The following is a 21,748-nucleotide window of genomic DNA, read 5'->3' as shown; positions in this document are numbered from 1 at the left end:
TTGGCGCCCCTGTAGCGCCCACAGGCGCTACCTGTTGACCCCCACCGTAGAATTGAGTTTATGGCTGGATTAATCCGCAAAGAAGACATTGACGAAGTCCGCGCCCGTACCGATATCCGCGAAATTATTGAAGGCTACGTCAGCCTCAAAAGCGCCGGTATAGGCACCTTCAAGGGGCTGTGCCCGTTCCACGACGAGCGCACGCCCTCCTTCAATGTGCGCCCGCAGGTCGGCTCGTACCACTGCTTCGGCTGCGGTGAATCCGGTGACGTGTACTCCTTCGTCATGGCGATGGAGCACACCAGCTTTGTTGAGACGGTGGAGCGCCTAGCCGCCCGTATTGGTTACACCCTGCACTATGAGGGCGGTAAGCCCGGCGACCGCTACGAGGCGGGTATGCGCCGCCGCCTGCTCGATGCGCACAAGATTGCCGCCGAGTTCTTCGAACGCAACCTCTACAGTGCTGATGCGCAGGAGGCGCAGCGCTTCCTCGGCGCCCGCGGCTTCGACCCCGCCGCAACCCGCAAGTTCGGTGTCGGCTACGCCCCGCGCGGCTGGGACCACCTGCTCAAGCACCTTCGCTCCCAGGGCTTCACCGACGAGGAGCTGAAGGCGACCGGCATGTTCTCCGAGGGCAACCGCGGCCTGTACGACCGCTTCCGCGGCCGCATCATCTGGCCGATTCGTACTATTGCCGGGGAGACCATCGGCTTTGGTGCCCGCCGCCTCTTCGATGACGACCAGGGCCCCAAATACCTGAACACCCCCGAGACGCAGCTGTATAAGAAATCCCAGGTGCTCTACGGCATTGACCTGGCAAAACGCGATATGACCAAGACCAAGCAGGTCGTCATCGTGGAAGGCTACACGGACGTCATGGCGGCACACCTTGCCGGCATCACCACCGCCGTTGCCACCTGTGGTACCGCGTTCGGTCCCGGCCACATCAAGATGGTGCGCCGCATGATTACCGACGACGGCTCCGGCGGAGAAATCATCTTCACCTTCGACGGTGACGCCGCAGGACAGAAAGCCGCCATGGCAGCTTTTCAGGAGGATCAGCGTTTTGTGGCGCAGACCTTCGTGGCGGTTGCTGAGAACGGCATGGACCCCTGCGACCTGCGCCTGCACAAGGGCGACGCCGCCGTGCGCTCGCTGATTGCTTCGCGCCGCCCGCTGTTCGAGTTCGCGATTGATTCGACCCTCGCCAAGTACGACCTGGCGACTCTTGAGGGCCGCGTGCTGGCGATGCGCGCTATCGCCCCGATTATTGCCGGCATCAAGGACCGCGACCTGCGCCCCGCCTACATGCGTAAGGTCTCCGGTCAGCTCGGCCTGGAGCTGGACGAGATTCAGCGTGCCGTGGCGTACGCGCAGAACCAACCGAAGCTTTCGCGCTCCCAGCAGGCGGAGGCTGCCGCCGCCGCGCCGCGTTACGAGCGTCTGAACGAGGGGCCGCAGGGTCAGCCCGGTATGGCACATACCGACGCGCCCTACGACCCCGCCTACGATGCACCGCCTCCCGAAGATTACGCCGCGCCCAGCGCCTACGCCGGGCAGAACGCTGCCGCGCACCCGCCGAGTAGCATTCAGCCCGCCGCACCCCAGCCGCAGCCGGAGGCGCCTGCCGTCGAGGAGTTCCTCACCCCCGACCCGCGCGACCCGGTTGCACGCCTCGAAAAGGCTGCGCTCGAGATTGCCCTGCAGCACCCCGAGCTCATCAGCGTGGAGCAGTGGCGTAACCTCGCCACCGTGCAGTTCCGCTACCGCACCCACCGCGAGGTAGCCGCCGGCATTATCCATGCGGCAACCGTCATGGCGCCCACCCCCGGCATCGAGTGGATCAACTGTGTGCGCTCCGGCGCGGTGGAGGGGGTTCACCCCGCCATCGCGGAGCTGGCCGTCTCGCCCCTGCCCGTCAGCAGTGCTGAGCGTCTGCCCGGTTTTGTGACCGGCGCGCTCAACGCCCTGTTTGAGCAGCAGATTGCCCGCCAAAAGTCCGACCTGATGATGCGCCTGGAACAGCTCAGCGCCAACCCGGACGACGAAGAGTTCGAGGCGGTACAGCGTCAGCTCCTCGAGCTGGAGATGCGCCGCCGCCAGCTCAGCGCACAGCGCGGCTAGGCGCGGTTCTCTACGGGTGCCCCGGCAACCTGTCGAATGTCCTGCGTTCTGCATGTTGCCGGGGGAGCACAACCGGTCAGTAGAGGGCAACACCAGCCCCAATCCAAAGAGTGATGCACTTCACGGCATTTCAAGTTGCGGAGCCCAAACAGCCCCGGTATAGTTATTACTCGTTGCAAGGGAAACCGGCAACGAAAACAAAATAATCCCCCGTAGCTCAATTGGCAGAGCATTCGACTGTTAATCGAAGGGTTACTGGTTCGAGTCCAGTCGGGGGAGCAAAGCAGAGAAAGCCTCAGAACGAAGTTCTGAGGCTTTTCCATTTTCCCGACGGGACTCGAACGCAGTAACCACTGCGTTAGGTGCAGGCGCTGGGGCGCCCGCACCTAACTTCGTCTAGTCGAGTCCAGTCGGAACGTTCCCTCTAAACCGTGCACCAGTAACCCCTCGGGCTTACGCCCTCGGCGAGGCAAAGATGCCCCACCGCGCAAAAATATGAAGTCTAACGCACAGAAAAGTTCACCCCGTCCACACGCGCCGCACCCGCACCCCGGACACAGCGGGGGAGCGCCCCTCCGGCATCCTCTTACGCCTACTCCAGAGCAAATCCACAGGCGCAACCAAACCTAGAAAGCTACGCCTGCAGCTCAATGCAGCCTCCAGAAAGTCGAAAATACCTGAAGAGATAGCGCAAACCCCCACCCAAACGGTCACGCGGAGGTATCATAAGGGGCTAAACTATAGGAGGTGGAGTGCGAAAAAGAAGCCTCCAAAAACACGTCACGGAGAGGTGGTCATGACCACTACTACTAATCCCAAGGCACCCAAGCGTTTCTTTGCTGGCATCAGCGGGATTAAGTCCGGCGTCGCGAACATCATCGACGCTGGCAAAACCTTCAAGACCCTCGGACCCAGCCAGGTCAAGGACGAAATCCAGATTGCAAAGCACGAGCTGAAGACCAAGGGCATCGCCGTTGGTAAGGGCGCAGCCTTCTTCGGCGTCGCAGCAGTCTTCGGTCTGTTCCTGATCATTGCGCTGGTCGCCGCAGCAATCCTCGGCCTCGGCACCGTCATGCCCTACTGGGCATCCGCACTGGTCTTCGCCCTCGTCTTCCTCATCGTCCTGGCAATCTGCGCCCTGGTCGGTCTGAAGAAGGTCAAGGCACAGCTGCCGTTCAAGCCCGAATCCGCAATCTTCGGTCTGCTCTTCGACCTCGGCGTACTCAAGGAAGGTACCGCCATGTCCGCTGAGCGCCTGAAGAAGGAACAGGCAGAGCGTGCAGAGCAGAAGGCTAAGGAAGCTGAAGAAGCAGCAGAACGCGCACGTCAGGAAGCTGAAGAGCGCAAGGCACGCGGCGAGGAAGAGCCCAAGCCGCCGACCTTCGAAGAGCTCAAGCAGCGCACCGCGGAACGCCGCCAGCACCTGGCAGCCCTGCGCGACGACCTGCAGTCCTACACCGGCGACGTTCAGAACAACACCCAGCAGGCTCTGGATGCACTCAAGGCAGTGCCCTCCGAGGTTGCCGCAAGTGCAGCAGCTACCGGCCGCGGCCTGGCAGAGAACGTGCGCAAGCCCGAGGTTCTGCAGGCACGCTGGAAGTCCTTCGCAGCACTGGGCGCATCCATTGCAACCGTCCTGCACTTCCTGAACCGCCTGGTTCGCCGCTAAACACTGTTCGCCGCTAAACCTAGCCGCCGCTAAAACCGGTACAGGTTTAACGCCAAGCATCAAAACGCCCCGATACTCGTATCGGGGCGTTTGTGCGTCTACGGGCAGGTTGCCGGCTTCTGTCTCAATGTGAGGTTTAGAGGTAACTCCCAGCCAAAGCCGCCCGCCACAAATCGGAGAAGGACGCAGCTCACAGGTAGAATAGACAAGTGCTGTACGTACTGGACCCACCCGGTGCACGCGGCAGACAGAGGTAGAAGCGGCGCACCGTCGCACCCGAAACCCCAAAGTCACCGACACACTACACCCCGATGAGGAGCCCCGTCATGGAACAGGCAAAGACGATTCTGATTGGCGCAGAAACCTACCCGCCGGACATCAACGGTGCAGCGCAATTCGGTCACCGCCTCGCCACCTCCATGCTCAAGCGAGGCCACTCCGTGCACGTAGTCGCCGCCAGCCCCATCCCCGGCCCCAGCTACCGCACCGAAGTAGAGGGCGGCATCGTGGAGCACCGCCTGCGCTCGCACCTGCCCCCGACCCACGAGACGAACCGCATCTGCGTTCCCTGGGAGATCTGGTCCGAGGTCGGCGCAATCCTTGACGAGGTTCGCCCGGACGTGGTGCACGTGCAGTGCCACTACATTATTGGCCGCGCCCTCATCTTCCAGGCGAAGCGCCGCGGTATCCGCGTTATCGCAACGAACCACTTCATGCCGGCGAACCTTGACCCGTTCCTGCCCTTCCCCGCTCCCGTGAAGCGCGTGATTGAGAAGGTCACCTGGAAGGACATGCGTTTCTGCTTCTCCAAGACTGCGGTCGTTACCACCCCCACCCAGATCGGTGCGGATGCGATGCGCGACCTGGGTCATTTTGACCGTCCCGTCATGCCGGTTTCTAACGGTATTGAGATCAGCGACTACGAGCTGGCTGAGGGCGCTGACGCCGGCAAGGTTCCCGGTGAGCTGCGTATTGCCTTTGTGGGTCGCCTTGCCGAAGAGAAGAACGTGGATGTGCTTATCGAGGCGCTCTCCCTGCTGCCCGATACCCTCGAGCACGTGGTGCTGGATATTGCCGGTGGCGGTGAGCTGCGTGAGGCTCTCGAGCAGAAGGCGCACGATTGCGGTGTGTCCGACCGCGTGATTTTCCGTGGCTTCGTTCCGGATGAGCATCTGCCCGAGGTGTACCAGATGGCTGACGTGTTCTGCCAGCCCGGTACCGCCGAGCTGCAGTCCCTGGTTTCCCTGGAGGCAATGAGCGCCTCCACCCCCGTGGTGCTTGCGAACGCGCTGGCTCTGCCGCACCTGGTGGAGGAAGGCGTGAACGGCTACCTCTTCGAACCCAATAATGCTCAGGATTTGGCGAAGAAGCTGGAGGCTGTGCTCTCCCTGCCCGCCGCTGAGCGTGAGCAGATGGGCCGCGAGTCCCGCCGTATTGTGGGCTTCCACAGCGCTGAGAACACCTGGCGCACCTTCGAGGAGCTGTACGTGAGCGACGCTCCGTACCAGCGTTATCTGGATTCGCGCCGCTAAGCTTCTCTAGGCCTCCGAGCGGTGAGTAGGAGAGAGCGTTTTTCGTTCTCAGTCGCCGTTCAGGTACTCTAGAGGATGGTGCTGGCGCCCATTGCGCGCCGTCACTGCACCGGATGGGGAGTTAGCTCAGCCGGTTAGAGCAGGGGACTCATAATCCCTTGGTCGCGGGTTCGAGCCCCGCACTCCCTACGGCCCCGCCCGTCGACTTCACCCACTTGTCGGCGGGCGGGGCTTTTTCGTGCCTGCGCCCGCCTATTTTCGTGCGTGGAATGCATCAACGGTGATGAAAATGAGTAAATGACGAACGAAGACGCACCATAGCGTTCAATACGGTAGGGTTGAAGAGTCTTGTCACGAAAGACAGTGTGATGCCGCCGGTAGATGCCGATTCTGCCGGTAGGTGTTGCTTCCACACACCATACGAGAGGATCTCAATGTCGGAGAACACTCCCAACAACCCGTCGCAGGGTGCCGCCGGGGGCTACGGCTACGATGCTGGCGCGCGTCCCGCACAGGACGCTTCGCTTCCGGGCCAGGCTGCTCAGCCGGGTAATGTAGCTCAGGCTGCTCAGCCGAGCCAGCCCGTGCAGTCGAGCCAGCAGGGTAATGCTGCTCAGCCTGCCGCACCGGTAGCACCTCAGCAGCCCGTTCAGCCTGAGCCCGTTCAGTCGCAGCAGGCGCCCCAGCCCGCTCCGGCGAGCGCTAATGCACAGCCGAATGCTGAGGATCAGGCAGCTCCCGCTCAGCCCGGTCAGCCTGCCGCCGCACCTCAGCCTGGTACTGCACAGCCCGGTGCTGCACCTCAGCCCGGTCAGCCCGGCCAGGCAGTCTACGCGCCGAGCGCACCGCATCCGGTGGTGAAGGCACTGGGTGCCACCTGGAATGCGTTCCTGGACGTCTTCTCCAGCAACCCGGCGACCGCGCACGCCCGCATTTCTTCCGCCGGTGCGTGGGGTTGGATTGTTCCCACGACTCTGCAGGCGCTGGTGGGCGCGTTCTTCTTCAGCCAGCTGGTAATTCTGGCGGCGGTTGTCATGATGTCCATGTTGGGCTACATGTTTGGTGGCCGAAGTGGTGCCGCCTACGGTGGTGCCTACGCCGCACAGGCCGTGCCGACCGGACGCATGATTCTGGCGTACGTGCTGATGGCTCTCGCCATCTTCGGCGTGCAGGTTCTGCGCGGTGTGCAGCTGCAGCTGACCGCGCGCATTGGCAAGGCGCCGGCGTCCTTCACCGCGAGTATGCACGCTGTGTCGGTGTCTTCTCTGGTGCTGATTCCTTCGTTCCTGCTGCTGAACCTGCTCGTGTTCTTCTTGCGCCTCACCCGTAGCGGTGACGGCGCGTTCTTCCTGACCATGCTCATGGTTCTGGTGCTTGCTTTTGCGGTGTTCTCGGGTGAGGCTCTGACCTACCTGGGCCTGAACCGTCTGGGCCGCTTCGCGAAGTCCCCGATTATCATGCACGCGGCGCTGAGCACCGCATGGGTTCTGGCATCCATGGTTGTTTACTACGTGGCTATTCGCCTGATGGGAGCCTAGAATGCACGCGATGACTCATACCCCGGCTGCACCGGCTCGTCAGCGCTGGATGTTCCTGGCGGTTCTGCTGACCATTGCAGCGCTGATTCTGAGTGCCTGCAGCGCGAAGATTGAGACCCAGCTGGGTCTTGAGAGCGCCGAGAAGGGTACTCGTACGATTCTGGTTTCCTTCAACATGAAGGATAACCAGGACAAGGTTAAGGGCGGCACCCAGGCGCTGGATGCGTCCGTTCGTAAGCACCTGCCCGAGGGCATGGAGTACGAAGGTATTCAGTCTGAGGGCGAGAAGGCTCGTGCGACCTTCAAGGTCTCCTTCTCCTCCGTGGACGAATACCACTCCAAGGTGACCTCTCTGCTGAAGGCTTCGGGCTCCGACATCAAGCCGCAGATTAGCATCGTCAACTCTGACCAGGGCCTGGTGCAGGGTATTCAGGTGAAGGAAAACTTCAGCTCGGGCGACCTGCTGGGCTGGCTTCCTGAAGCTCTGGTAGTGGACGGTGTGGTGTCTGCATCCAACAAGAACAGCGTCCTCAGCAGTAGTGATGAAACCACTGTGAAGTTTGGCGAGAAGGAAGTGAAGAACTCCGGTGGGTCTAAGATTTCCGCTAAGGATGTTCAGGACCGCGGTTTCCGTAACGTCATCCTTGATGTGAAGGAGAAGGACGGCGGTTACTCCGTGATGGTTTCCTTCGTTGCGAAGGAAATCATGAACACCGAGACCGCCTCGGCGGTCGACGCCTACCTGAACCAGGTCAAGCCTGAGGGCTCCGAGCTGAAGAAGGGTCTGGAGTCCTCGCAGGCGAAGGCATACGCCCCCTCCGCGTCGACTGCCAGCGCCAAGGAAGAAGTGGGTCGTACCCTGACCTTTAGCGCTTCTTCGATTGAGGATTTGAGCAACGGCCTCAAGAAGCTGTTTGGTGCGGGTAGTACTGATCTCTCTGCCAGCCGTGAGGTAGTGGCGAAGGATCACAACTTCACCGTTCAGAAGAAGATTTCGGGCCTGCTGGACTGCTCCCTGCTGTGCTCCCCGAGCGGTGACGGTCTGACTCTGACCATCATGGACAGCAACGATAAGTCCTACATGGTGGACCCCGAGGGTCGCGCTAGCTCCTCCCGTTCTGGCGGTAGCAACACTCTCATCGCGGTTGACCGTGTTTCTTCGCGCCAGATCGAGATGAAGAGCATGAAGGTCGCTACCTCCCTGGGCCTGGACGGTTCCATGGAAGCGCGTTTCCTCTACGCATTCCCGACCGAGGATGTTGCGGGCGCTGAGCAGAAGCTCAAGGACGTTTTCGCGGGCGGCGGCGATGACGAGACCGAGGTGCGCCAGGACAGCGACTCCACCATCGTGAGCGTGAAGGTTCGCGGTAAGGACCAGAACGAGTTCAACCAGCGTCTGAACGCATACCTGCCCGACTCGAAGGTAACTGTCACCCGCCCCGGCGGCTACCACCCCTTCGGTTCCGACTACACAGTGACCCCGGAGATCAAGCTCTCTTCGAAGCTGGGCAACTACTACTCCGCTCCCTTCGAGTTCACTTTCAAGGCTCCGACCTTCTCCTCGCTGGATCAGCAGAAGGTTGATGCCGCGAACAGCCTCGCGAAGAACTCTCAGCACGTGCAGCTCACCGTGAACGGTGGCGAGCTGGGCGTCAAGACTGACCGTGGTGTCAGTACCACCTCCGGTCTGACTGTTCCGGTGTCAGGTCTGAGCATGACTGACGTAATCGTGGACGCGGTTATTGTGGGTCTGCTGCTGCTCATCCTGGTTCTGCTCTTCCTGTTCCGCAAGAAGATCGCGGCGGCTCGTGCGAAGGGCCGTGAGCGTCGTGCCGCTTCGGCTGCTGCACTGGGTGCAGCTGCGGGTGTTGCGACCGGTTACGGCGCAACCCAGGCTGACGCACAGGGTGGCTACCCGGCACAGGGCGGCTACGCTGCTCAGAATGGTTATGCTGCTCAGAATGGTTATGCTGCTCAGCCCGGTTACCAGGCACAGGGCGGCTACCCGGCGCAGAACACCGCCTACACCGCGGGTGATGATTCGCCGACTCAGGTGTTCACCCCGCAGCACGGCCTGAACTACGGTGAGAATGAACCGACCAAGGCAATGCCCGCGTACGATGCACAGGCCGCGCAGACCGTACAGCCTGCACAGCCGGTTCAGCCTACTCAGCCCGGTCAGCAGGTTCAGCCCGGCCAGACTGCTCAGCAGCCTGTACAGCCGAACCAGTTTGGTGCTGATGACGGTGACGTCCTCCAGTAATCAGCTGTCTCTAGCACCTACGCTAGTGAGCACAACTTAGGCTGGCTCCTGTGGCCCGTTGCCTCCTTCTTGGGAGGTGACGGGCCACAGCTGTATCTGCGGCTCGTCTCCATTAGTGTCTGTTCCTAATATCCGCCCGGCACGGGTAGCAGAATGCTTGGTTCCTTCGAGCCCAGCAGGCTCATGGGGTTGATGTACTCGGCGTCCTTGCCGCTGCCGTCCCCGCGGGCGCCTCCCTGGCGCACACCCCAGTACAGGCACGGAGTGGAGCACCGCCGGTAGGGGTGCTCACTGTCGCCGCCGGAGGTTGTAGCGACGGTGCCGATGACCTCACCGGCTGCAACGGTGGTGCCGACCGGGAGCGCCTCATCCATAGGTTCGAAGGTGCTGCGCCGCCCATCCGGATGCGCAATGACCAGCACTTTGCGGTTGACGACCGTGCCGCTGAACACCACTTTGCCGGGTGCCGGTGCGTAGACGCGCCGGTCGTGTTCGGGCACGGCGAGGTCTACGCCGCGATGCCCGGCACTCCAGCGTTGGGCGGGCTTCTCAAAGGGATGGATTACCCGCGGTCTGGAGGTGGCGGTGGGGGAGCGGTAGCGTAGTCGGCTCGCGGTGAGCTCAACGGTGCCGGAATCTGTTACCTCCGCGACGGATGCGCCGCCGTCTGCAAAACCAGTCCAGCCCGTAACGCCCCTCCCGCCCGAATAATCCTGCCCACCCGCACTCACAAGCGCGCCCAGCAGGCAGCACGCCACCAGCATTACGCGCCGCAGCGAGTTCTCTAAACTTTTCATGTTCTGCTTCATCTTCTGAGCACATCACGAATTGCCTCGCCCCGCAGCGCCTCACGAAAAATTGTGGATAACCCCGCCGTTTTCGCCTTAAAATCCTTTATCCACAGTGCCCCCGCACACACCCGAACCGCCCGCACAGGTTTTAACCCCGACCCGGCGGATTAATCGCGGAATATACGGTACAATGTCGTATTGCAGTGTGCCTGCGCGGGTATTCTCCCTCATCGAGGGATTCCGCACAGCATCACTGACGACGCGCGGCGTGAGCGGCATCCTCACATGGGGAGCCGATAAGGGACCTTCGGTCCACCCACACGGGGTGGTTAGGGCCTGAGCTGAACGGGCAACCGTGAGCGCTAACCGCCGCCAGGAAAAACTGATAACTACTATGCGCGCGTTGGGCTAGCCCGAATGGGAGGTCCGCGCGGCACCACAAAGGAGACGACATGCCCGTCGTAACTATGCGTGAAATGCTGGACTCCGGCGTTCACTTCGGTCACCAGACCCGCCGTTGGAACCCCAAGATGAAGCGTTTCATCCTGACCGAGCGCAACGGCATCTACATCATCGACCTGCAGCAGTCCCTCGCCTTCATCGACAAGGCATACGAGGCTGTTAAGTCGACCGTCGCACACGGTGGCAACATCCTGTTCGTGGGTACCAAGAAGCAGGCTCAGGAAGTTATCGCTGAGCAGGCAACCCGCGTGAACATGCCCTACGTGAACCACCGCTGGCTCGGTGGTATGCTGACCAACTTCAGCACCATCTCCAAGAGCATCGAGCGCATGAAGGAACTCGAGCAGATTGACTTCGACGATGTAGCAGGTTCTCGCTACACCAAGAAGGAACTGCTCCTCATGCGTCGCGAGTTCGAGAAGCTCGAGAAGACCCTCGGCGGTATCCGCAACCTGTCCAAGGTTCCCTCCCTCCTGTGGGTTGTTGACACCAAGAAGGAGCACCTGGCAGTTAACGAGGCTCAGAAGCTGGGCATCCCCGTTGTTGCTATCCTCGACACCAACTGCGACCCCGACGAGGTTGCTTTCCCGATCCCCGGTAACGACGACGCTATCCGCTCCGTCAACCTGCTCACCCGCGTGATTGCTGACGCAGTGGCAGCCGGCCTGATCGAGCGCAACGCTAAGAAGAACGGCAAGGCTGAAGCAGCTGAGGAGCCCATGGCAGCTTGGGAGCGCGAGCTCCTGGAGCAGCACGAGGCTGCAAAGGCTGAAGAGGCAGCTAAGTAAGCTTTCTTAGCCCACTAAGCTTTATGCTTTGTGGCCCCCGCCTGTGGGGACCACGTTCGGACGGCGCCCGCCCTGACCTGGGCGCGGCGCCGTCCGCCATTTGTACCACCGGGATGTCATCCCGATTTATTACAGCAACACAAGGAGTTCACAATGGCGAACTACACCGCAGCAGACATCAAGGCACTGCGCGAGAAGACCGGCGCAGGTATGCTCGACGTCAAGAAGGCTCTGGACGAGGCTAACGGCGACCAGCAGAAGGCTGCCGAGATCATCCGCGTTAAGGGTCTGAAGGGCATCACCAAGCGCGAGGGTCGCGCAACCGCTGAGGGCCTGGTAGCTGCACGCGTTGAGAACGGCGTTGGCTACATGATCGAGGTCAACTCTGAGACCGACTTCGTGGCAAAGTCCGACCCCTTCATCGCTTTCGGCCAGAACGTGCTCGAGGCTGCTATTGCTGCTGACGCTTCCACCCTGGAAGAGCTGCAGGCTGCATCCTACGAGGGCAAGACCGTTGAGGAGCTGACCACCGACGCTGGTGCACTGCTCGGCGAGAAGATCGTTGTCCGCCGCGTTGCACGCGTTGAGGGCGAGAACGTTGCAGTTTACCTGCACAAGACCTCCAAGGACCTGCCCGCACAGGTTGGCGTTCTGCTGGCTGTCTCCGGTGAGAACACCGACGAGATCGCACACGACGTTGCAGTGCACATTGCTGCAATGAGCCCCAAGTACCTGGATTCCGAGTCCATCCCCGCAGACCAGATCGAGACCGAGAAGCGCGTTGCTCGCGAGACCGCAATCGCTGAGGGCAAGCCCGAGAAGATTCTGGACAAGATCGTTGAGGGTCGCCTGAAGGGCTTCTTCAAGGAGAACACCCTGCTGGATCAGGACTTCGCAAAGGACTCCAAGAAGTCTGTTGCACAGGTTCTGTCCGAGGCTGGCGCAACCGCAACCGCATTCGCACGTTTCCGCGTGGGTGCATAAGGACTCGCTGCAGTTCTACCCTCCCGTATTACGGGTTCCCGGTAAGGGAAATCGTATGAGGTTGGGATTATAGCCTGAAGCCGGGTAGTCACCACTGGTGGCTACCCGGCTTTGCTGTATCCTTGATAAGGACTAGGCGGCAGGAGCCCGCCCAAATCACCCATAACAATCCCTAGGTAAGCCACTGGAGGAACCATGACTGAAGCGAATCCCCGCCCGATGCACCGTGACGAGACCGGCCGCCGCCGCGTTTTGCTCAAGCTTTCCGGTGAGGTTTTTGGTGGCGGTGAAGTTGGCATTTCGACCGAGGTCGTGCGCAGCATCGCTAAGCAGATCGCCGCAACCGTTGGCGAGGTTGAGACCTCCATCGTGATTGGTGGCGGTAACTTCTTCCGTGGCGCTGAGCTTTCTCAGGCGGGTATGGACCGCTCCCGTGCAGACTACATGGGTATGCTCGGCACCGTCATGAACTCCCTGGCTCTGCAGGACTTCCTGGAGCAGGAGGGTATTGACACCCGCGTTCAGTCCGCTATCACCATGCCGCAGGTTGCTGAGACTTACATTCCTCGCCGCGCGATCCGCCACATGCAGAAGGACCGCGTCGTGATCTTCGGTGCTGGTGCGGGCCTGCCCTACTTCTCCACCGACACCGTGGCTGCGCAGCGTGCCCTGGAAATCCACGCGGACGAGGTTCTGGTCGCTAAGAACGGCGTGGACGGCATCTACACTGCTGACCCGAACAAGGACCCCAACGCTGAGCGCCTGTACAACCTCACCTACGATGAGGCTATGCAGCGTAACATCCGCGTGCTGGATCAGACCGCATTCTCCCTGTGCCGCGACAACAACGTGACCATGCGCGTGTTCGGCATGCAGGGCGAGGGTAACGTGACCCGCGCAATCCTGGGCGAGAAGATGGGTACCCTCGTTACTCGCTAACACCTAAATTTTAGGTTGGGGCATGCCTGATGCCCCCTCTGATTGTGACCGTGCTCGATAGCGCGGACTTATTCTGGACGGTACCGCGCGGGTGAGCGCTAAAACTCGCTTATGCCCGCCGGTACCGTCTAGACTTATATCAAATACGACGTTCTGCCTCTTTCCTGCCGACTACGCATTATTTCTAAGGTTTTTGCCTCGGATGCGCCGCGGACCGGTGGGAATCATGAGGGCTGAGCGAACGCCCACCGACAATTCTGGCACCCCAGAATTCCGACAAAGGAGATCCTTTCGTGATCGAAGAAATCCTTGCCGAAGCCGGCGAGAAGATGGAAAAGACCATCGAAGCAACCAAGACTGAGTTCGCTAAGGTTCGTACCGGTCGTGTGAACCCCGCAATCTTCAGCGGCCTGACCGCAGAGTACTACGGTGCACCGACCCCGCTGCAGCAGCTGGTGTCCTTCAACGTTGAGGACGCACGTACCGTCAAGATCGTTCCCTTCGACGTGACCGCACTGGCAGCTATCGAGAAGGCTCTGCGCGACTCCGACCTGGGTGTTAACCCCAGCAACGACGGTGCAGCTATCCGCGTGGTCATGCCCGAAATGACCGCTGAGCGCCGTAAGGAATACACCAAGCTCGTCAACAGCAAGGCTGAGGAGTCCCGCGTTTCCATCCGTAACGTTCGCCGCCACGCTAAGACCGCTATTGACAAGCTGGTCAAGGACAGCGAAATCGGTGAAGACGAAGGCGCACGTGCTGAGAAGGAACTGGACGCACAGACCAAGAAGCACATCGACCAGGTCGACGCACTGTACAAGCACAAGGAAGCTGAACTGCTCGAGGTCTAAACCCTAATGAGTACACGCAAAGAAGCGAAAGAAGAGAGAGGCGCGCCGCCTGCTCCACAGCCGAGCCCGCAGACCGCTGCAACGCCGGTGAAGTCGCGCAGCGCCAAAGCTGGCCGTAACCTGCCCGCCGCCATTAGTGTGGGCGTTGGTTTCGGCGTGCTATTGGTGCTGGGCCTGATTTACCAGCCGGTTTTTGTTGCGATCGCTACCGGCGCGGCAGCTTTGGGCGCCTGGGAAATTGGGCACGTGCTCAACACCCGCCGCGGCTACGGCATCCCGGAGTACCTGCTGGGTGCCCTGTCTGGCGCAATTGTGGTGGTGTCCTACCTGTTCGGTTTTACCGGGCTGGGCATCGCCCTGGCGGTGAGCCTGCTGGCGCTGCTGCTCTCTTCTGCTCTCGTGCGTGCTGACCGTCAGGTCTCACTGGGTAAGTCTTTGAGCGGTAGCGCCCTGGCTCTGCTGTGGGTGCCGCTGATGCTGGGTATTGCCATGGTCTACTTCCAGACGGACCACGGCGAGCGCGGCATCCTCATGATTCTGCTGATGGCAATCTGCAATGACACGTTCGGCTTTATTGCCGGCGTGAATTGGGGTAAGCACCCGATGGCGCCGAAGATCTCCCCGAAGAAAAGCTGGGAGGGTCTGGCTGGTTCCTTCGTCGGTTCGGCGGTGGTTGGTGCTATCGCGTTGGCGGTCATGGGTTCGCCCTGGTATTGGGCTATTCCGTTGGCGGCGGTCATGGTGGTCGCTTCGACTGCCGGTGACCTGGTCGAGTCCGTGTTCAAGCGCCGTATGGGTGTGAAGGACATGTCGAATATCCTGCCCGGTCACGGCGGCATGATGGATCGCCTAGACTCGATTCTTTTCGCTGCGGCGGCTGGCTGCCTGATTTTCCGGTTTATTATGCCGCTCTAAAGCCTGAAGCTTTTATCGCTTATGGAGGCGGGGCGTTTCTTCCCACGAGTGGGGGAGGGGCGCCCCGCCTCTGCTGTACCCGCTTTCGCTGTACCCGGTGAATAGGGGCGTAAAAGGCTATATCTAAGACACCGCCCGCCAACCTTGCACCAGGTAGCCTGCGCATTGGTATTCTTAAAGTTCAATCGTCGAGAGGAGCCCACTTTGGCAAGCACCACCCACGGAGGCGGATTTGCCCGTGCAGGAGAAACCGAACCCGGCTACAAGCGCAGTGAAGTAGACCGCCTGTTCACCCGCCTCGCCGAGGACTACGAGAAGCTCAGCGGAGCCGCCGAACTACCCGAAGACCTCTACACCTCCCGACGAATCCGCCAGGTCGTCTTCCGTGAAGAACCCGGCGGCTACCAGCTGGATGTGGTCGACCGCGCCCTCGAAAAGATTGAGGAACGCTTCGCCAAGCTTGAACGCAGCCGCTACATTGAGGCGTACGGCCTGGACAACTGGGAACGCTCCCTCGTAGAGACCGGCGAGCTGCTCGCTGGCCGCCTGGAACGCCCTGCCGGTGAGCGTTTCCGCCGCCCCAGCAAGCGCCGCCACATGGGCTATTTCGTCGGCGACGTGGACGCCATCTGCGACCGCGTGTACGCCCAGCTCAACAGCGAAGAGCCGCTGGACCCCTCCGTGGTGCGCCACGCAAAGTTCCGCCCCGCCTCGGGCACCGTCAGCTACGAGGAATCCCAGGTGGACGCTTTCCTGGACCGCTGCATTGAGCTGCTGCAGGACCTGCTCTAAAACGTATGTGTAGAATCCCCCGCCCCGGATAACAGGGTGGGGGATTCTTCTATGCCGAGGACAGCCCTAAACGCAGGCGCATGCCCGAACGTACCCGCGAGCTCATGAGACACTAGAACCATGAAGTTTGGATCCTCAGCACGCGTCGGCGGCAGCCGCGACCGCCTCACCGACGCCCTCACAGAACTCACCCGCGCACCGCAGCGCGTCACTCTCCTCGGCTCGACCGGCTCCATCGGCACCCAAGCCATGGAGGTCATCGACCACCTCGCCGCGCTCAAGGGCACCAGCGCCTCCGCCGCCGACGCACCGCTGAAGGTCGTCGCCCTCTCCGCAGGCTCCCGATCCCTCGAACTGCTCGCACGCCAGGCAGTGCACGTGCGCGCCGAACTGGTCGCCACCAGCGGCACCGCAGAAGACGCACAGCGCCTCCGCGAACTCATCGAAGCGGCAGCCTCCGAAGCAGGAGCCACCGGCTACACCCCGCAGATCGCCCACGGCGCCGAAGCCTCCGTACAGGCGGCAGCGCACCCGGCAGACACCGTCCTGAACGGCATCACCGGCTCCATCGGCCTGGAACCGACCCTCACCGCCCTCAACAGCGGCTACCGCGTGGCACTCGCCAACAAGGAATCCCTCATCGCAGGCGGCCCGCTCGTACGCGCCGCCGTGGACGCATCGCCCCTGGACACCCCCATGGTGCCCGTCGACTCGGAGCACTCCGCCCTTGCGCAGGCGCTCGCCTCCGGAACCGACGCTGAAATTGACCGCCTCATCCTCACCGCATCGGGCGGCCCGTTCCGCGGCTACAAGCGCGAACAGCTGCACGACGTGACCCCCGCGCAGGCGCTCGCACACCCCACCTGGGACATGGGCCTGGTTGTCACCACCAACTCGGCCACCATGGTTAACAAGGCACTCGAAGTGCTCGAGGCGCACCACTTGTTCGGCGTGGACCTGGACCGTATTGACGTGGCGGTTCATCCGCAGTCCGTCGTGCACTCTATGGTGCAGTTCGTGGACGGCTCCACCATCGCGCAGGCGTCGCCGCCGAGCATGGTTCTGCCCATCGCACTGGGTCTGACTTGGCCGCACCGCATCCCCGGCGCGGTACCCGCGTGCGACTGGTCGAAGGCGGCATCCTGGACTTTTGAGCCGCTGGACGAGGAAGCATTCCCCGCCGTGCGCATGATTAAGGACGCCGGCAAGGTCGGCGGCACCCACCCGGCAGTGTTCAACGCCGCCAATGAGGAAGCCGTGGCGGCATTCCACGCGGGCGCGATTCGCTTTACCGACATTGTCGATTCGGTGGCGCGCGTGCTGGAGGAGCACACCGGTAGCGCCGAAGCGGTCTCTGACGCTGATTTGACGCTGGGGGCGGTGCTGAACGCAGAGCGTTGGGCTCGCGTGCGCGCGAATGAGCTGCTGGGCATGACCGGCAACTAGGAGACGGCTTTCTTCCTGCTTTTGCGAGAAGTACAGCTGTTGCAGGAGGGACGGTGTTCGTCCTCGTTCCTACAGGGGCACCCGCCCTCGCTTCGCTTCGGGCACCCTGATGTCACTACGGACGACACCGCCCCTCCGCGCCCCCTTGCCTCCCCTCCCGGCGCATAGTAGGCTAGTGTTCAAAATATGTTCTCTCTAGGGCAAACAATGAAGAGCCCTCGAACGAGTGAACAAAGATGCAGCGTATATTTCACGAGGAAGTGCCCCTATGCGTCGACAGAACACCCTACGAACCCTAGCCGGGGCTATACTCCCGCTAACCCTGGTGCTTAGCTCCTGCGCATCCGGGCAGCCCAGCGCCGACTCCTCGGCATCCGCTAACACTGAGAAGGCGTATAGCGCCTCCAAGAGCCCCGATAGTCAAGCTATCGAAAAAGTAGAGAACCTTGCCTCGCTTTCTGACAACGTTGCCCGTGCCTACCAGCGCTCCCTGAGCCAGTGCATGACTGAACGAGGTTTCCCGAACTACAAGGTTCCTGCGGGAAAAACTGAAATCCCGCTGCTTCTGCATGCTGATCTTGAACCTCTCACCGTTGCGGACGCCCGCGCTCGCGGATACGAAGAGCGCTACTCTGCGGCTACTACAGCGCTGGAAGAGCAGAGCCGTACTATGAGCGATGCTGAAATGCAGGCTCTTAACGGCACCGAAGGAAAGGGCGGTTGCCAGCAAGAAGCCACCCGCGCAGTCTTCGGTTCAGAAGAATCCCGTGCGATCATAAAAAAGGTCAACGTCACTGCGGTTCACTACCTTAACAACGACGCAATCTTCAAAGACCTTGGGCCTGCCACCGAGAAGTGGGCACAGTGCATGAAGGAACGCTTCGGAGGAGACTACACCACGCCGGTTATGGCTCGCGAACAGTACCGCCAGAACAACCAAGACACCCACGAGCTGGCGATCAACGATGCGACCTGCCGTGAAGCAACCGGGCTGGATGCCGAACAGCGGAAGATAGCTATCGCTTACCTGAGTTCCTTCCTCGAAAAGGAACAGGGCCTCATCGAGCAGGTGACCACCGCCAAGAAAACTGCTGAAGAGAACGCCCGAAAGATTCTGAGCTAATCCTCCGGACTAACCAGACCGGACTAACCAGAACAGGCGTACAGGGTAGCCACGACGGCTACACCTCGTCACAGCGTATTGTGCCCGGCACGTATCCCCGTGCCGGGCACAAACTAACCCCACACGGCACCGCCGCCTAAGCCCAAACGGCACAGACAATAGCGTTCCCGTACGCGCACCCAAAGAAGGGACACCATGAGCGCCACCCCCACCCGCCAGAAGAAAACCCTCTGGCTCTACGGCATTATCGCCCTGCTCCTCATCATCACCGTCGGTACGCTCATCAGCGCCCAAAACATCAAAACCACCGCCCAAAAAGACGCAGAAGCGGCACCCCCGGACCCCTCCATCATCACCGCCACAGTCACCCGCGAAAAACTGCACACCACCGTGCCCCTGACCTGCACCGCGAACTACGCCACCTCAACCCCGCTACGCTACAGCGGCGAAGGACAGTACACCGCAATCACCATCAAACACGGTGACACCGTCGGCAACGGCACCCTCATCGCAGAAGTCAACGGTGAACCTCTCATCACCCTCACCGGCGGCTTCGCGCTCTACCGCGACCTCAAGCTCGACGACAGCGGCCCCGACGCCGCACTCCTCAACGAGGCACTAACCGCCATGGGACGCCAGGGCCCGCAGCCCGCGCGCATCACCGAAGACACCTACGAGGCTCTCAACAACCTCCTCGACAGCCTCGGCTACGCGCACGTGAAGACTGACCAGCCCATTCCCGCCCGCTACTTCCTCATCATCAACCGTGCCGGAATTGTCACCGGCAACCCCCGCGCAACCGGCGCCATCGCGGACGGTCCCGTAGCCACCATCGCAGAGGGTAGCAAGACTCTCAGCTGCACCGGAACCACCGGCAGGCTCACCCCCGAAGCTCGTAGCGGTCAGAAGGTAACCGTGCCCTCTCTCGGTGATACTGAGTACGTTGCAACCCTCGGGTACAAGAACACCACCGAAGCCGCAGGTGCTGCAGGCAACAGCCAGGCCGGTCGCCAGGCCAATGGTGCAGAAGGCGCGGCTGGCTCCAACCTCAACGGCGCAGCCGGTGCGGCAGGAGGCACCGAAGGCGAACGCATCCTCACCCTCGACGTAGGGGATAAGGCGGACAGCCTCCGAGGCGCCGTCAACGCGGAACTCACCCTCGAAGAAACCCCCGAAGCGCACCTGGTCGTACCCTCATCGGCGCTCTACACCCGTGACGGACAGACCCGAGTCATCGTGCTCGGCCCCGAAAGCTCCAACGGATCGAAGGCCCGCGAAGAACGCGAGGTAACCGTTACCGTCATCAGCAACGCCAACGGCAAGAACGCCGTCACCGGTGACCTGCACGAAGGCGACAGCGTCAAAATCATGCGCGAGAAAAAGTAGGGAGTAGACATGACTGACTCCCGCGCCGCTCACGCGCACCCACCAGCCTATAGCGTCGATATTCAGGGAGTGTCCCAGCACTTTATGCAGGGTGACACCCGAATTGACGTGCTCAAAAATATTGACCTGAAAGTCCGCTACGGAGAAGTCGTCGCAATCCTGGGACCGTCCGGCAGCGGCAAATCAACCCTGCTGAACATCCTCGGTCTGCTCAGCATGCCCGCCTCCGGCAGCTACCTGCTGGACGGTACAGACACCGCAACCTTCAACGCGGCACAGCGAGCTGAAGCGCGCCTGGACAACATCGGTTTCGTCTTCCAGGCGTTCCACCTCATCGAGCATAAGAACGTGTACCGCAACGTTGAGCTACCGCTCATCTACCGTGGCGTGCCCAAAGCGGAGCGAGCGCAACGTGTTGCGGATACTCTCGCCCTGCTGGGGTTGAGCCACCGGACGGATGCGCCCATCACCACTCTCTCCGGTGGCGAGAAGCAGCGTGTAGCTATTGCTCGTGCACTCATTGGAGAACCGGCGTTGCTGCTCTGTGATGAGCCGACCGGCTCGCTGGATGAAGAGCTCACCCGTGAAGTGATTGACCTGCTCCGCGAATGTACGGGCGATCAGCAAAGCACGATTGTGATTACCCACGACCCGCTCGTGGCGGAGCACTGCGACCGGGTGCTGCGCATGCACGAGGGGCAGCTCATCGAGCAGAAAGCGCCGCAGCAGGAAGAAACGACCGCTCGTGAGCTTCTGAACCAGCCTAGCTTTACTGAGGAACAAGCATCTAAGCCGCAGGGGAGCGGGCGTGCACCCTGGGCGCTCGCCTCCCTCAAAGAAGCGTGGGACGCTACCGTTCACCGGGTGAGGCGCAATATCTTCACCATGCTTGGTGTGGTTCTGGGTATCGCTTCGCTTGTGCTGACCGTTGGTCTGACCGCCACCATTTCTGGGCAGCTGGCGGACAGCTTCGACATTTTTAGAGCTAAGCACCTGACGATTAGCTCTACCCGAACCGAAGCTATGAGCCGGGCTGAACTTCTGAGCCTAGCGGCAAGCGAGAATTATCGGCGTGTTAGCCAGCTGAACGGAGTGACCGGTACCGCGCTGGTGGATCAGCTGGATGAATCCACCGATATTCAGCGCGGCCCCGACAACTTTGGCGAGCGCGGCGCTAACGTGACGGCGTCCGTCCTTGCTGCAACGCCCACTATCTTTAGCGTGCAGGGTCACGAGCTGGTGTGGGGCCGTACCTTCGATGAGGGGCACGTGGAGCGTAACGATAAGGTCGTGGTGCTCAGCGAAAGCGTGATGCGCCAGCTCGCGCTGCCCTATAGCCCCGGGGTCACGGTTTATATTCACGATGAGCCGTACACCGTTATCGGTGTGGTGCGGGAGAATCCCTCGCTGACTCTTTCGTACGGTTCGGTCTACCTGCCTCTGGGCGCGAAGCCTGGTGCCGATGCTGAAGAAGCACAGCCCGCCGCCGGTGGTGGTGCTGCTGCGGCGCAGACCGGTAAGCGTTCCACTCAGATTGTGGTGAGTACTGTTGCCGGTGCCGCAAACCAGATTGCGGAGGAAGCACCGTATGCGCTCTCGCCGGAACGTCCCGCCCTGTATAGCGTGAGTGTGCCGCCGGAGCCGAAGACCCTTCGTGAGGCTGTCGACCAGCAGCAACGCACCATGCTTATAGCCATGAGCGTTATTACCCTCGTGATTGGTGCGATGGGCATTATGAATACGTTCCTGGTTGCGGTGATGGAGCGTCGCCGTGAGGTTGGTTTGCGTCTGGCTATTGGTATGCGCCCTTCGGGTATTCTGCTGCAGTTCTCGGCGGAGGCGCTGCTGACCGGTATCCTGGGCGCTGTGGCTGGTATTGTGCTGGCGGTTAACGGCATCTCGATTGTGTCTTTGATGAACCGTTGGACGCCGATTATTAGTGCCGACACTATTCTGCTGGGCCTGGGCGCTGGTGCGCTGGTTGGTGTGTTGGCTGGTCTGTACCCGGCTGCGAAGGCTTCGCGTATTGATCCGGCACAGACCCTGGCGGCAGGCTAGTCGCGCTGAGCAGGGTTTGGAGGGGCGGTGTTCGCCCTCGCCCCGCTGGTTGGGATGGCGCACCGCATGTTTCCTCCGCGCCTACGC

The 21,748-nt window shown here is 61.3% G+C and carries 16 protein-coding genes and 2 tRNA genes; 17 read left to right on the top strand and 1 reads right to left on the bottom strand.

The genetic code is table 11. From position 1 onward, the window contains the following. The first annotated feature begins 60 nt into the window (after positions 1-60). From dnaG to HMPREF2682_RS07065, 7 genes are all read left to right on the top strand, one after another. Positions 61-2,124, top strand: a complete 2,064-nt coding sequence (dnaG, locus tag HMPREF2682_RS07095) for a DNA primase (protein ID WP_070832742.1) — start codon at positions 61-63, stop codon at positions 2,122-2,124. A 206-nt stretch (positions 2,125-2,330) separates the two neighbouring features. Further along, a tRNA-Asn gene (locus tag HMPREF2682_RS07090) sits at positions 2,331-2,403 on the top strand. Between the two features lie 517 nt (positions 2,404-2,920). Next, positions 2,921-3,793: a phage holin family protein gene (locus HMPREF2682_RS07085; RefSeq protein ID WP_070832739.1), complete on the top strand. Its 873-nt coding sequence runs from the start codon at positions 2,921-2,923 to the stop codon at positions 3,791-3,793. Between the two features lie 326 nt (positions 3,794-4,119). After that, positions 4,120-5,325, top strand: a complete 1,206-nt coding sequence (locus HMPREF2682_RS07080) for a glycosyltransferase (protein ID WP_070832736.1) — start codon at positions 4,120-4,122, stop codon at positions 5,323-5,325. Between the two features lie 115 nt (positions 5,326-5,440). Further along, a tRNA-Ile gene (locus tag HMPREF2682_RS07075) sits at positions 5,441-5,514 on the top strand. A gap of 245 nt (positions 5,515-5,759) precedes the next feature. Further along, positions 5,760-6,863, top strand: a complete 1,104-nt coding sequence (locus tag HMPREF2682_RS07070; RefSeq protein ID WP_070832734.1) for a hypothetical protein — start codon at positions 5,760-5,762, stop codon at positions 6,861-6,863. A 10-nt stretch (positions 6,864-6,873) separates the two neighbouring features. Next, positions 6,874-9,126, top strand: coding sequence for a flagellar motor protein (locus HMPREF2682_RS07065; RefSeq protein WP_246827278.1), 2,253 nt, complete (start codon positions 6,874-6,876; stop codon positions 9,124-9,126). Positions 9,127-9,251: 125 nt separating this feature from the next. Here HMPREF2682_RS07065 and HMPREF2682_RS07060 read toward each other — a convergent pair whose 3' ends face one another. Continuing rightward, the gene (locus HMPREF2682_RS07060) at positions 9,252-9,923 is read right to left on the bottom strand and encodes a M23 family metallopeptidase (RefSeq protein WP_246827277.1); all 672 of its coding nucleotides are present in this window, start codon (positions 9,921-9,923) and stop codon (positions 9,252-9,254) included. A gap of 446 nt (positions 9,924-10,369) precedes the next feature. Here HMPREF2682_RS07060 and rpsB point away from each other — a divergent pair, with 446 nt between their 5' ends. From rpsB to HMPREF2682_RS07010, 10 genes are all read left to right on the top strand, one after another. Beyond that, positions 10,370-11,167 (top strand): 30S ribosomal protein S2, encoded by a 798-nt coding sequence (gene rpsB, locus HMPREF2682_RS07055; RefSeq protein WP_005507063.1) that lies wholly within the window; start codon positions 10,370-10,372, stop codon positions 11,165-11,167. Between the two features lie 153 nt (positions 11,168-11,320). After that, positions 11,321-12,151, top strand: coding sequence for a translation elongation factor Ts (tsf, locus tag HMPREF2682_RS07050; RefSeq protein ID WP_005507065.1), 831 nt, complete (start codon positions 11,321-11,323; stop codon positions 12,149-12,151). 195 nt (positions 12,152-12,346) lie between these two features. Next, entirely contained in the window at positions 12,347-13,090 is a 744-nt protein-coding gene (gene pyrH / locus HMPREF2682_RS07045) for a UMP kinase (RefSeq protein ID WP_005507067.1), read from the top strand. 293 nt (positions 13,091-13,383) lie between these two features. Next, positions 13,384-13,941, top strand: coding sequence for a ribosome recycling factor (gene frr / locus HMPREF2682_RS07040; protein ID WP_060823760.1), 558 nt, complete (start codon positions 13,384-13,386; stop codon positions 13,939-13,941). Between the two features lie 87 nt (positions 13,942-14,028). After that, positions 14,029-14,856: a phosphatidate cytidylyltransferase gene (locus tag HMPREF2682_RS07035; protein ID WP_239662362.1), complete on the top strand. Its 828-nt coding sequence runs from the start codon at positions 14,029-14,031 to the stop codon at positions 14,854-14,856. A gap of 204 nt (positions 14,857-15,060) precedes the next feature. Continuing rightward, on the top strand, positions 15,061-15,648 hold the full coding sequence (locus HMPREF2682_RS07030; protein ID WP_005507072.1) for a hypothetical protein: 588 nt from the start codon (positions 15,061-15,063) through the stop codon (positions 15,646-15,648). A 120-nt stretch (positions 15,649-15,768) separates the two neighbouring features. Then, positions 15,769-17,094 carry a 1-deoxy-D-xylulose-5-phosphate reductoisomerase gene (gene dxr / locus HMPREF2682_RS07025; protein ID WP_049355100.1) on the top strand — a complete coding sequence of 442 codons (1,326 nt, stop codon included), beginning with the start codon at positions 15,769-15,771 and terminating at the stop codon, positions 17,092-17,094. 268 nt (positions 17,095-17,362) lie between these two features. After that, the gene (locus HMPREF2682_RS07020; protein ID WP_070832729.1) at positions 17,363-18,217 is read left to right on the top strand and encodes a hypothetical protein; all 855 of its coding nucleotides are present in this window, start codon (positions 17,363-17,365) and stop codon (positions 18,215-18,217) included. 195 nt (positions 18,218-18,412) lie between these two features. Further along, positions 18,413-19,603, top strand: coding sequence for an efflux RND transporter periplasmic adaptor subunit (locus HMPREF2682_RS07015; RefSeq protein ID WP_070832726.1), 1,191 nt, complete (start codon positions 18,413-18,415; stop codon positions 19,601-19,603). A 9-nt stretch (positions 19,604-19,612) separates the two neighbouring features. After that, entirely contained in the window at positions 19,613-21,661 is a 2,049-nt protein-coding gene (locus HMPREF2682_RS07010; protein ID WP_070832723.1) for an ABC transporter ATP-binding protein/permease, read from the top strand. Positions 21,662-21,748: the final 87 nt, after the last annotated feature.

The sequence above is a fragment of the Rothia sp. HMSC061D12 genome (assembly GCF_001836735.1).
In the GTDB taxonomy this organism is placed as follows: Bacteria; Actinomycetota; Actinomycetes; order Actinomycetales; family Micrococcaceae; genus Rothia.
Note: the sequence above shows the minus strand (reverse complement) of the source record. Positions and strands in the feature narration are given on the sequence as shown.